At 65.9% G+C, this 11,659-nt stretch carries 11 protein-coding genes; 8 read left to right on the top strand and 3 right to left on the bottom strand.

The features are described from left to right. Position 1: 1 nt before the first annotated feature. Both ACVILL_RS24535 and paoA read right to left on the bottom strand, forming a co-directional pair. A complete protein-coding gene (locus tag ACVILL_RS24535; protein ID WP_456731382.1) occupies positions 2 to 952 on the bottom strand; it encodes an FAD binding domain-containing protein in 951 nt (316 codons plus the stop codon). Beyond that, the gene (gene paoA, locus ACVILL_RS24530; protein WP_456731381.1) at positions 949 to 1,593 is read right to left on the bottom strand and encodes an aldehyde dehydrogenase iron-sulfur subunit PaoA; all 645 of its coding nucleotides are present in this window, start codon (positions 1,591 to 1,593) and stop codon (positions 949 to 951) included. Before paoA ends, ACVILL_RS24535 begins: the two co-directional genes overlap by 4 nt. A 337-nt stretch (positions 1,594 to 1,930) precedes the next feature. Between paoA and ACVILL_RS24525 the strand changes: the two genes are divergently transcribed. The 8 genes from ACVILL_RS24525 to ACVILL_RS24490 all read left to right on the top strand — a co-directional run bounded on the left by ACVILL_RS24525 (position 1,931) and on the right by ACVILL_RS24490 (position 11,267). Beyond that, positions 1,931 to 2,692, top strand: coding sequence for an enoyl-CoA hydratase-related protein (locus tag ACVILL_RS24525; RefSeq protein WP_456731380.1), 762 nt, complete (start codon positions 1,931 to 1,933; stop codon positions 2,690 to 2,692). An 80-nt stretch (positions 2,693 to 2,772) separates the two neighbouring features. Then, entirely contained in the window at positions 2,773 to 4,443 is a 1,671-nt protein-coding gene (locus tag ACVILL_RS24520; RefSeq protein WP_456731379.1) for a bifunctional metallophosphatase/5'-nucleotidase, read from the top strand. 378 nt (positions 4,444 to 4,821) lie between these two features. Beyond that, positions 4,822 to 5,748, top strand: a complete 927-nt coding sequence (locus tag ACVILL_RS24515; protein WP_456731378.1) for a histone deacetylase family protein — start codon at positions 4,822 to 4,824, stop codon at positions 5,746 to 5,748. 128 nt (positions 5,749 to 5,876) lie between these two features. Continuing rightward, complete coding sequence (locus ACVILL_RS24510) at positions 5,877 to 6,128, top strand: exodeoxyribonuclease VII small subunit (protein ID WP_076862768.1); 252 nt, start codon at positions 5,877 to 5,879, stop codon at positions 6,126 to 6,128. Positions 6,129 to 6,672: 544 nt separating this feature from the next. Further along, a complete protein-coding gene (dxs, locus tag ACVILL_RS24505) occupies positions 6,673 to 8,601 on the top strand; it encodes a 1-deoxy-D-xylulose-5-phosphate synthase (protein ID WP_456731377.1) in 1,929 nt (642 codons plus the stop codon). A gap of 98 nt (positions 8,602 to 8,699) precedes the next feature. Continuing rightward, the gene (locus ACVILL_RS24500) at positions 8,700 to 9,263 is read left to right on the top strand and encodes a nucleoside 2-deoxyribosyltransferase (protein ID WP_456731376.1); all 564 of its coding nucleotides are present in this window, start codon (positions 8,700 to 8,702) and stop codon (positions 9,261 to 9,263) included. Continuing rightward, a complete protein-coding gene (locus ACVILL_RS24495; RefSeq protein WP_456731375.1) occupies positions 9,260 to 10,033 on the top strand; it encodes a TlyA family RNA methyltransferase in 774 nt (257 codons plus the stop codon). The genes ACVILL_RS24500 and ACVILL_RS24495 overlap by 4 nt, the downstream gene beginning before the upstream one ends. Then, the gene (locus ACVILL_RS24490; protein ID WP_456731374.1) at positions 10,026 to 11,267 is read left to right on the top strand and encodes a class I SAM-dependent RNA methyltransferase; all 1,242 of its coding nucleotides are present in this window, start codon (positions 10,026 to 10,028) and stop codon (positions 11,265 to 11,267) included. The genes ACVILL_RS24495 and ACVILL_RS24490 overlap by 8 nt, the downstream gene beginning before the upstream one ends. Here the strand turns inward: ACVILL_RS24490 and ACVILL_RS24485 are convergent. After that, a complete protein-coding gene (locus ACVILL_RS24485; protein WP_456731373.1) occupies positions 11,264 to 11,653 on the bottom strand; it encodes a hypothetical protein in 390 nt (129 codons plus the stop codon). The two genes, ACVILL_RS24490 and ACVILL_RS24485, sit on opposite strands and share 4 nt — an antisense overlap. Positions 11,654 to 11,659: the final 6 nt, after the last annotated feature.

Here is an 11,659-nt window from a genome sequence, read left to right as displayed (position 1 = left end):
TCTAGGCCCTCGCCTCGCGCAGCACCGCTGCCAGCGTTCGCTCGGCGAGCGGCAGCTTGTACGCATTGTCCTTGGTCGGCTTTGCATCGGCGAGCAGCCGCGCGGTGACCGCCCTGGCGCCGCGGGGCAATTCCGCCTCCGCCGCCTCGACCCGCCACGGCTTGTGCGCGACGCCGCCGAGCGCGACGCGGCCGGTGCCGTCGCCCTGCACGATCGCGGCGACCGAGACCAGCGCGAACGCATAGGAGGCGCGATCGCGCACCTTGCGATAGGCCTGCGTGCCGCCGACGGGTTTCGGCAGCGCCACCGCGGTGATCAATTCACCGGGTTGCAGCGTGGTTTCGATCTCCGGACTGTCGCCGGGCAGACGATGCAAATCGGCGATCGGGATGCTGCGCGTGGCGCCGTCCGGCCGCACCGTCTCGACCACGGCATCGAGCGCGCGCATCGCCACCGCCATGTCGCTCGGATGGGTCGCGATGCAGGCCTCGCTCGCACCGACCACCGCATGCTGGCGGCTGAAGCCGCCGATCGCGGCGCAGCCGCTGCCGGGCTTGCGCTTGTTGCAGGGCAGATTGGTGTCGTAGAAGTAAGGACAGCGCGTCCGCTGCAGCAGGTTGCCGGCGGTCGTCGCCTTGTTGCGCAACTGGCCGGAGGCGCCGGCGAGCAGCGCACGCGACAGCACGCCATAGTCGCGCCGCACGCGGGCGTCCGCCGCCAGATCGGTGTTGCGCACCAGCGCGCCGACCCGCAAGCCCCCATCGGCGGTCTGCTCGATCCGGTCGAGCGCGAGGCCGCTGACGTCGATCAGATGCGCCGGCGTCTCGATCTCGAGCTTCATCAGGTCGAGCAGATTGGTGCCGCCGGCGATGAATTTCGCGTTCGCAGTGCCGGCGGCGGCAGCGGCCGCGGCGCCCGGCGACGTGGCGCGCTCATAGCTGAATGCTCTCATGCACTCCTCCCGGCGACCTCGCTGATCGCCTCGGCGATGTTGGAATAGGCGCCGCAGCGGCAGATGTTGCCGCTCATGCGCTCGCGGAGTTCGGCATTGGTCAATCGCACCGGCGCGTTGAGATCGGCCGTGACATGGCTCGGGATGCCGGCCTTGACCTCGGCCAGCATGGCGACCGCCGAGCAGATCTGGCCCGGCGTGCAATAGCCGCATTGATAGCCATCATGCTCGACGAACGCCGCCTGCAGCGGATGCAGCGCGTCCGGCGTGCCGAGCCCTTCGATCGTCGTGATCTCATTGCCCTGGTGCATCACCGCAAGCGTCAGGCAGGAATTGATCCGCCGGCCGTCGACGATCACGGTGCATGCACCGCATTGACCGTGGTCGCAGCCCTTCTTGGTGCCGGTCAGATGCAGATGCTCGCGCAGGGCATCGAGCAGCGTGGTCCGGGTATCGAGCTCGAGCTGATGGGTTTCACCGTTCACGTCAAAGGAGATTCGTGTCATCACGGGCGCTCCGGTCGGGGCGGATTGGGCGGCGGCCGCAGGCCGCGGCGTCGCGACCGACGACGCCGCAAGCGAGGCGGCTCCCACAATCAACAGATGGCGCCGGGATAGTTCCAAACGTCCGGAGATCTGCATGCCGCTCTCCTCTCGCATCTCACGCCGCGCCCGCCGGAACCCGGCGGCTCCGCACGCGCCTGCCCGGTCCATCGAGTGAATGCCCCGGGCTGCGGAATGTTTCTCGCGGTCGCCTGAACTCCTCGCGAGCGCTGCGCCCTCATGGCGCGGGTCGCACCGCGCGGTGCCTGGCGGCTGGGAATGGCAAATCCGGTTAACGGCCCTGCGCCGCGCTCATGCTCGCCAAGGGGGAAAAGCGATCCAGAATGCCCCGGAACCCTTGGGGCTTGCACCGGATCATGTAGGATAGCGTCACGACTCCACCGGCGACGAAGCCGGCCGACCCTGGGACCGCTTGATGACCGCGCATGTCATAGTGACCGACGAAGCCGCCACGCGCGTGATCCGGCTGCGCAGGCCTGAAAAGAAGAACGCGATCACCCAGGAGATGTTTCGCGCCATCAGCGACGCGATCGACAAAGCGCAGAACAACCCGAAGGTCCGCTGCCTGATCATCACCGGCGGCTCCGGCGTGTTCACCGCCGGCAACGACATCGAGGACCTGCTCGAACAGGGCACCTCGACCAGCGAGACGCCGCCCGCCTCCGACCTGGTCAAGCTGCTGTATTCACTGGCCCACAATGTGAAGCCGATCATCGCCGCCGTCGACGGCGTCGCGATGGGCATCGGCACCACGATGCTGTTTCACTGCGACTATGTGCTGGCGAGCAAGACCGCGCTGTTCTCGACGCCGTTCTCCAATTTCGGCCTGGTGCCGGAAGGCGCCTCCAGCCTGTTGATGCCGCGCATGATGGGCCAGCAGCGCGCCTTCGCGATGCTGGTGATGGGCCGCACCATGTCGGCCGACGACGCCCGCGTCGCCGGCTTCGTCAACACCGTGGTGGCGCCGGGACATGCCGAGGTCGAGGCGCACAAGGTGGCGCGCGAGATCTGCGCGCTGCCGGCCGAGGCGGTGGCGATCTCCCGCCGCCTGATCCGGCTGCCTCCGGAGGACGTCACCCGCCGCATCGAGCAGGAGAACCATCTGTTCAGCGAGCGCATGCGTTCCAACGAGGCGATCGCCGCCTTCAAGGCCTTCATGGCGCGCACGAAGGATTGAAGCGAAGCATCGGGTTTGAAACGAAGCGTCGCAAAATTGTAGTGGCGTCGCGCCATGATCGTGTGCTCCATGGACAGGTCATGAGACAGCTTCGCCTTACGCATCTCGCCGCGCTCTGCGCGCTTGGCCTCGCCGCAGCAAGTCCCTGCCTGGCGCAGAGCGCCGCGCCGGTCGACTTGCGCATTCTCGCGATCAACGATTTCCACGGCTATCTGCGGCCGCCGCCGGGCGGCATCCGCATCACCGATCCCGCTGACGCAACCAAGAAGGTCATGGTGCCCGCCGGCGGCGCCGAGCGGGTCGCCACTGTCATCAAGCAGCTGCGCGAGGGACACAAGAACAACATCTTCGTCGCGGCTGGCGACCTGATCGGCGCGAGCCCGTTTTTGTCGGCGATGTTCCACGACGAGCCGACCATCGAGTCGCTCTCGATGATGGGGCTGGCGATCTCATCGGTCGGCAACCACGAATTCGACGAGGGCAAGGACGAATTGCGGCGGATGCAGAACGGCGGCTGCCACCCGGTCGACAAGTGCCAGGGGCCGCATCCCTTCACCGGCGCGAAATTCCGCTATCTCGCCGCCTCCACGATCGACAAGGCGACCGGCAAGCCGGTGTTTCCACCCTACGAGATCAGGGAGTTCGACGGCGTTCCGGTGGCCTTCATCGGGCTGACGCTGAAGAACACGCCGAACCTGGTGTCGCCGGCCGGCGTCGCGAGCCTCGACTTCCGCGACGAAGCCGAGACCGTCAACGCACTGATCCCCGAGTTGAAGGCAAAGGGCGTCGAGGCGATCGTGGTGCTGATCCACGAAGGCGGCTTTCCGACCGGCGATTACAATGAGTGTCCGGGGATTTCCGGTCCGATCGTCGACATCGTCAAGAAGCTCGACAAGGCGGTCGACGTCGTGATCTCCGGTCACACCCACCAGGCCTATGTCTGCGAGATCGACGGACGGCTGGTCACCTCGGGCGACAAATACGGCACGCTGGTCACCGCGATCGATCTCAAGCTCGATCCGAAGAGCCATGACGTGATCAGCGCCAAGGCCGACAACACCATCGTGCGGATCGCCGGCACGGCCAAGGATCTCGAGCAGACCGCGCTGCTGGAAGCCTATGACCGGCTGGCCGCGCCGATCGCCAACCGCGCGGCGGGCTCGGTCACCGAGACATTGTCGCGGACGCCCGGCGAGACCGGCGAAAGCGTGCTCGGCGATATCGTGGCCGACGCGCAGCTGCTCGCGACCAGCTCGGAGCCGAATGGCGGCGCCGTGATCGCCTTCACCAATCCCGGCGGCGTTCGCACCGACATCACCGGGCGCGAGGACGGCGCGGTCACCTATGCCGACATCTTCGCCAGCCAGCCGTTCCGCAACCAGCTGGTGACGATGACGCTGACCGGCAAGCAGCTCAAGGACGCGCTGGAGCAGCAATGGGCCGACCCGAAACGGCCGCGCGCGCTGCAGGTTTCGAAGGGCTTTGCCTATGCGTGGGATGCGAGCAAGGGTGACGGCGCGCGCATCATCGCCGCGCGGATGTCGCTCGACGGCAAGCCGATCGACCCGGCCGCAAGCTACCGCGTCACCGTCAACAACTATCTCGCCGAGGGCGGCGACGGCTTCACGGTGTTCAAGGCAGGCACGGCGCAGCAATTCGGAATCTACGACGTCGATGCGCTCTATGCCTACTTCAAGGCCAACAGCCCGGTCGGCCCGACCGCCGGAAGGCGGATCGAGCGGATCAATTGAGTGAAGTACGGGCTTGGAACACATATCCATCCGCGTCATTGCGAGGAGCTCGCGACAAAATCGCAAAGCAATTTTGCGCTGAAGCGACGAAGCAATCCATGCTTCCGCATGCTCGGTGACAATGGATTGCTTCGCGGAGCCTGTCATCGGGCGCGCATTCGCGCGACCCGTTGGGTCGCAATGACGGGGGAAGAGCCGGGACTTCTCTAGCGGCCGCCGTCCCGAAAAGGTGAGAACAGGGTCGGAGCGAGGCCTTTCCGGTGGGCCGGTAACCGCCTACACTAGGGACTGTTCGCGCATGATCCTGTTCGGAAAACCGCTGCGCATGTTTCCGGATCATGAGTCCTCGTACGCGCATCCATTGCGCCGGGAATTTGCATGACACTGCTTCTCACGCACTCCGCCTGCCTCAACCATTTGACTCCTCCCGGACATCCCGAACGCCCTGACCGGCTGCGCGCGGTCGACGAGGTGCTGGCAGAGGATCGCTTCAAGGCGCTGGTGCGCGACCTCGCGCCGGAAGGCGACCTCGACACCGTGCTGCTCTGCCATGGCGAGCATTATGTCGGCGAGTTGCGCCACATCGCGCCGACCTCGGGCATGATCTATATCGACGGCGACACCTCGATGTCGCCGGGCACCTGGGAAGCCGTGATGCGCGGCGTCGGCGGCGCGGTGGCCGCGGCCGATGCGGTGATGGAGGGCAAGCACCAGAACGCCTTCGTCGCCGTGCGCCCGCCCGGGCATCACGCCGAGAAGTCGACGCCGATGGGCTTCTGCTTCTTCGACAATGCCGCGATCGCCGCGCGCCACGCGCAGCGCAAATACGGCATCAAGCGCGCTGCGATCATCGATTTCGACGTCCATCACGGCAACGGCACGCAGGATATCTTCTGGGCCGATCCGACCGTGATGTATTGCTCGACGCATCAGATGCCGCTGTTCCCCGGCACCGGCGCTTCGGGCGAGCGCGGCGAGCACGACACCGTCGTCAACGCCCCGCTGGCGCCCGGCGACGGCGGCGCCAAGTTCCGTTCCGCCTTCGAGAACCTGATCCTGCCGCAGCTCGAGAAGTTTTCCCCAGAACTCGTCGTCATCTCGGCGGGCTTCGACGCGCATCACCGCGATCCGCTGGCCTCGATCAACCTGACCGGCGAGGATTTCGGCTGGGTCACGCGCAAGCTGATGGATCTCGCCGACAAGAGCGCCGGCGGCCGCGTCGTCTCCGTCCTGGAGGGCGGCTACGATCTGCAGGGCCTGAAAGAGTCGGTGGCATCTCACGTCACCGCATTGATGGGCGCCTGAATCCCCGCCACAATACCCCCGCAAAAATTCGATTGATTCTGCGCCGGGGCGAGCATGGCCTGCGACAGGTCATGTTTGGACGACAAGATCAGGTTGCGATCTGATCCACGCAATCGGGAACGCAAAGAATGGCCGAAAACACTCAAGCCGACGTCAAGAAGCTGACCTTTGAACGCGCGATCGAGGAACTCGAATCGATCGTCAAGCGGCTCGAGGACGGCAAGGTCCCGCTTGAGGAATCGGTCGCGATCTACGAACGCGGCGAGGCGCTGAAGCGCCGATGCGAGGAATTGCTGCGCCAGGCCGAGGCCCGCGTCGACAAGATCACGACCGACGCCTCGGGCCAGCCGAACGGCACCGAGCCGCTGGACGTGCAGTAGGGCCGCCGACCACCTCGATCATGCGACACGATGTCCGCCACCGCGGGCATTTGTTGCTGCGTATTTCCATTGATCCATCACGCCGCGGGGTGCCAGCGGCGACCGGGTGCGGCTGCGAATCGGGCCGATCCGGGCCGGCCGACTGCCACTAAAATAGCCAAATTGGAACCCGCCTCCGACCCCAACCATTGAAAAGTCTAGGTTTTTCGAGAGAGCGCATAGGAACCCTGCGCCGCCTATCGGGTTGGCTTTGGTTACGGCTTTGGTGTAATGCTTCCAGTTCTATGGGCATTTGAAGGTGGCGCGCAGCCCGAATTTTCGGGCGGCATCCATCTCAAATGGTTCGACAAAACTGAACCGGGACGGGTGAAGAGCGACCAAGGTGATGCGTATCACGTGGTCCAATCCGGAGTGAATCTAGGCTTACAACCAGGCACGGTCTGCCGGGGCGGCACCCGATGTCTGGCATTCGCTGCGCGATGTGCGCGCCAACCCATCTCGCGTCGGGCGATTCGTTCCGACAGGCAAAAATTGGAAATTCGCTGTGACCACATTTAGTAAAACGCCGCTTCTCGACACTATTCACACGCCGGATGACCTGCGCAAGCTGAAGGTCGAGCAGGTGCAGCAAGTTGCCGACGAGCTCCGCCAGGAAACCATCGATGCCGTGTCGGTGACCGGCGGCCACTTCGGCGCCGGCCTCGGCGTAGTCGAACTGACCACCGCCATCCACTACATCTTCGACACCCCGCGCGACCGCCTGATCTGGGACGTCGGCCACCAGGCCTATCCGCACAAGATCCTGACCGGACGCCGCGACCGCATCCGCACGCTGCGCACCGGCGGCGGCCTGTCCGGTTTCACCAAGCGCACCGAGAGCGACTACGATCCGTTCGGCGCCGCGCACTCCTCCACCTCGATTTCGGCCGGCCTCGGCATGGCCGTGGCGCGCGATCTCTCCGGCGGCAAGAACAACGTTATCGCCGTGATCGGTGACGGCGCGATGTCGGCGGGCATGGCCTATGAAGCCATGAACAACGCCGGCGCGATGAACTCGCGCCTGATCGTGATCCTCAACGACAACGACATGTCGATCGCGCCGCCGGTCGGCGCGATGAGCGCTTATCTGTCGCGCCTCTACTCCGGCAAGACCTACCGCTCGCTGCGCGAGGCCGCCAAGCAGATCAACAAGCGCCTGCCGAAGATCCTCGCCAACCGCGCCAACCGCGTCGAGGAATACTCCCGCGGCTTCATGATGGACGGCGGCACGCTGTTCGAGGAACTCGGCTTCTATTATGTCGGCCCGATCGACGGTCACAATCTCGACCATCTGCTGCCGGTGCTGAAGAACGTCCGCGACATGGAGACCGGGCCGATCCTGGTCCACGTCGTGACGCAGAAGGGCAAGGGCTACGGCCCGGCCGAGGCTTCCGCCGACAAGTACCACGCCGTCGTCAAGTTCGACGTCGCGACCGGCACCCAGGCCAAGGCCAAGCCGAATGCGCCGGCCTACCAGAACGTGTTCGGCCAGAGCCTCGTCAAGGAAGCCGAGAAGGACGACAAGATCGTCGCCATCACCGCGGCGATGCCGTCGGGCACCGGCGTCGACCTCTTCAACAAGGCGTTCCCGGACCGCACCTTCGACGTCGGCATCGCCGAACAGCACGCCGTGACCTTCGCAGCCGGCCTCGCCACCGAAGGCTACAAGCCGTTCTGCGCGATCTACTCGACCTTCCTGCAGCGCGGCTATGACCAGGTGGTCCACGACGTCGCGATCCAGAGCCTGCCGGTCCGCTTCGCGATCGACCGCGCCGGCCTGGTCGGCGCCGACGGCGCGACCCATGCAGGCTCGTTCGACAACGCCTATCTCGGCTGTCTGCCGAACATGGTGATCATGGCCGCCGCCGACGAGGCGGAAATGGTCCACATGGTGGCGACCCAGGTCGCGATCAACGATCGTCCGAGCGCGCTGCGCTATCCGCGCGGCGAAGGCCGTGGCGTCGAGATGCCGGAAGTCGGCGTTGCCCTGCCGATCGGCAAGGGCCGCATCATCCGCGAGGGCAAGCAGGTCGCCCTGCTCTCGTTCGGCACCCGCCTCGCCGAGTGCGAGAAGGCGGCCGACGAGCTGGCCGCCCACGGCCTCTCCGCCACGATCGCCGATGCGCGCTTCATGAAGCCGCTCGACGAGGAGATGATCATGAAGCTCGCCCGCGACCACGAGATCCTGATCACGATCGAGGAAGGCTCGATCGGCGGCTTCGGCTCGCATGTCATGCAGTTCCTGTCTGACAATGCGATGCTCGACAGCGGCATGCTCAAGTTCCGCTCGATGATCCTGCCCGACGTGTTCCTCGATCACGACACGCCGGCGGCGATGTATGCCCGCGCGGGTCTCGACGCCAAGAGCATCGTTGCCAAGGTGTTCGAAACCCTCGGCAAGGATTACAAGACCGAGACCGTCAAGCTCGCCTAGAGCCTTTTCCGTTCCGATTGAATCGGAACGGAGCTCCGGCCGCTTCGCTTGAAAACGCTCTCATTGTTCCGGGCGGCGCATCGGGCGCCGGCAAGTCCATGAAAATCTATCTGGCAGGTCCTGACGTGTTCCTGCCGGATGCCGTGGAGATCGGCCGCCGCAAGGTGGAGGTGTGCGCCTATCACGGGCTGACCGGGCTGTATCCGCTCGACAACAGCATCGATCCCGCCGCCGCCGGTGCCTCGCTCACCATCTTCAAAAGCAACGAGGCGATGATGGAGTCTGCGGACGCCATCATCGCCAATTTGACGCCGTTTCGCGGCCCCAGTGCCGACGCAGGCACCGTCTACGAACTCGGCTACATGGCGGGGCGCGGCAGACTGTGCCTCGCCTATTCGAACGATCCCACGTCCTACGCCAATCGCGTGGCACGGCTGCAGCAGGTCGCACCGGCATCCGACGGACGCCTGATCGACGCGGAGGGGCTGACGGTGGAAGAGTTTGGATTGCCGGACAATCTGATGATGATGCACGCGCTCGATCTGCACGGCAGCCCGCTGGTGACGCCGCGCGAGCCAGCGGCCGACCTGTGGCACGACCTGACCTCGTTCGAGGCCTGCGTGCGGCTGGCCGCCGCGCGGCGCTGGCAGGCCGCCAAGTGAGCAAGCGAGTGACCAAGGCGGGCGACAACGACAACGACGCCTCCGCCGGCAAGCGGATCGACGTGCTGCTGGTCGAGCGCGGCCTGTTCGAGAGCCGGGCGCGGGCGCGCGCCGCAATCGACGCCGGCCTTGTCACCGCCGACGGCAAGCAGATCGCAAAGGCGTCCGAGATCGTCGCACCGGGAGCCGTACTCTTGGCCGAGCCGGCGCATCCCTATGTCTCGCGCGGCGGCGTCAAGCTCGCCGGCGCACTCGAGCATTATCCGATCGACGTCGAGGGCCATGTCTGCCTCGATGTCGGCGCCTCGACCGGCGGCTTCACCGAGGTGCTGCTCGCCAACGGCGCGAGCCTGGTGTTTGCGATCGATGTCGGCCGCGGCCAGCTGCATCCCTCGCTGCAGGGGCATCCGAAGATCGTCTCCATGGAGGAGACCGACATCCGGAATTTCGAGGGCAAGCGCCTGCCGGCGCGGCCCGACATCGTCGTGATCGACGTCAGCTTCATCTCGCTGAAGCTTGTGCTGCCGGTGGCGCTGTCGCTGGCGGCAGCCCCGATGCATCTCTTGGCGCTGATCAAGCCGCAATTCGAGGCGGCGCGCAAACACTCCAAGCGGGGTGTCATCCGCAACGCGATGGTGCACCAGGAGATCTGCGACGACATGACGGCGTTTGCCGCCTCGCTCGGCTGCACCGACATTCAGGTGTTCCCGTCATCGATATCGGGCGGCGACGGCAATATCGAATTCTTCCTCGGCGCGCGCCGTGGCTGAAGTCCTCACCATCGACCATGTCGGCCATCGCGGCGACGGCGTCGCGATCGACCGATCACAGTCGATCTTCGTGCCCTATACGCTGGCCGGTGAAACCGTCGAGGTCGACGACGTTCCCGGCAATCATCCCGACCGGCGACGGCTGCTGCGGGTCACGCAGCCAAGCGCCGAGCGCATCGCGCCGTTCTGTCCGCATTTCGGCGTCTGCGGCGGCTGCGCGATCCAGCACTGGAATGATGAGGGGTACCGCGCCTGGAAGCGCAACATCGTGGTCGAGACGCTGGCGCAGGCGAAAATCGCGGCCGAGGTCGCGCCGCTGGTCGACGCCCATGGCACCGGCCGCCGCCGCATCACGCTGCACGGACGTCTGGGCACCCATGAGATCCTCAAGGTCGGCTTCGCCGCGGCAGGTTCGCACGACATCGTCCCGGTCGACCGCTGCCCGATCCTGGATCCCGCGCTCGACGGCGCGCTCGAGGCGGCCTGGGCCACGGCCGAGCCGCTGATCTCAATCGGCAAACCGCTCGACATCCAGGTGACTGCGACCCTCAACGGCCTCGACATCGACGTGCGCGGCTCCGGCGCGCTGCCGACCAGCCTGATCACCACCCTCTCGCGCGTCGCGGAGAAGCACCGGGTGGCGCGGCTGACCCGGCACGGCGAGCTGGTGGTGATGCGCGGCTCGCCCGACATTGCGATCGGAAAAGCGAAGGTCGTGCTGCCGCCGGGCTCGTTCCTGCAGGCGACCGTCAAGGGCGAGGAGACGCTTGCGGCGCTGGTGCGCGCGCAGTGCGGACGCGCCAAGCACATCGCCGACCTGTTTTGCGGCGTCGGCCCGTTCGCGCTTCGCCTCGCCGAGAAGGCGCGGATCGCGGCCTTCGACAGCGACGCGGGTGCGGTCACGGCGTTGCAGAAGGCCGCGCAGGCGACGCCGGGGCTGAAGCCGCTCAAGGCCGAAGCGCGCGACCTGTTCCGCCGCCCCTTGATGCCGCAGGAATTGCGCGACTATGACGCCGTGGTGTTCGATCCGCCGCGGCAGGGCGCGCTGGCGCAGGTCACGCAGCTGGCGGCGAGCAAGGTGCCGGTGGTCGTCGCGGTGTCCTGCAACGCCGCAACGTTTGCGCGCGATGCAAAGATCCTGATCGACGGCGGCTACAGGAGCGCCGAGGTCACGCCGGTCGACCAGTTCCGCCACACCCCGCATGTCGAGCTGGTGGCGCGGTTCGCGCGCTAGAGCATGATCCGGAAAAGTGGAAACCGGTTTTCCGAAAAGATCATGCTCCAACAAAGAGATGAGATCGTAATGCGTTTCCGTGGAAACGCATTACGATCTAAAGACATCGCCGCGACTTTCACAGCGCGCAGTGTCCTCGCTATAATCCGCGGCGCTTTCAATGGGAAATCCGGTTCAGCATCGAGAATGCCGGGCTCGCGCTGCCGCGCGGCGACGCCACGCACATCGCCGGCTGCGCCTATCGCGCGCTGGCCTGCATCGCGCAGGTGCTGTTTGCGCTGAATGGGCAGTATCTGATCAACGAGAAAGGCGCGCTGGCGCAGGCGGCGGATTTTCCGGTGACGGTTCGCGACCTCGCCGGGCGCGTCGCCGAGGTCTGGCGGCATATCGGA

Source organism: Bradyrhizobium sp. USDA 3364 (assembly GCF_054056355.1).
Note: the sequence above shows the minus strand (reverse complement) of the source record. Positions and strands in the feature narration are given on the sequence as shown.

What these genes read in the sequence shown, in the direction of transcription:
- ACVILL_RS24500 (WP_456731376.1), top strand. Translation starts at nt 8,700, where the DNA reads ATGAAAATCTATCTGGCAGGTCCTGACGTGTTCCTGCCGGATGCCGTG.
- paoA (WP_456731381.1), bottom strand. Translation starts at nt 1,593, where the DNA reads ATGCAGATCTCCGGACGTTTGGAACTATCCCGGCGCCATCTGTTGATT.
- ACVILL_RS24510 (WP_076862768.1), top strand. Translation starts at nt 5,877, where the DNA reads ATGGCCGAAAACACTCAAGCCGACGTCAAGAAGCTGACCTTTGAACGC.
- ACVILL_RS24520 (WP_456731379.1), top strand. Translation starts at nt 2,773, where the DNA reads ATGAGACAGCTTCGCCTTACGCATCTCGCCGCGCTCTGCGCGCTTGGC.
- ACVILL_RS24525 (WP_456731380.1), top strand. Translation starts at nt 1,931, where the DNA reads ATGACCGCGCATGTCATAGTGACCGACGAAGCCGCCACGCGCGTGATC.
- ACVILL_RS24515 (WP_456731378.1), top strand. Translation starts at nt 4,822, where the DNA reads ATGACACTGCTTCTCACGCACTCCGCCTGCCTCAACCATTTGACTCCT.
- ACVILL_RS24535 (WP_456731382.1), bottom strand. Translation starts at nt 952, where the DNA reads ATGAGAGCATTCAGCTATGAGCGCGCCACGTCGCCGGGCGCCGCGGCC.
- ACVILL_RS24485 (WP_456731373.1), bottom strand. Translation starts at nt 11,653, where the DNA reads ATGCCGCCAGACCTCGGCGACGCGCCCGGCGAGGTCGCGAACCGTCAC.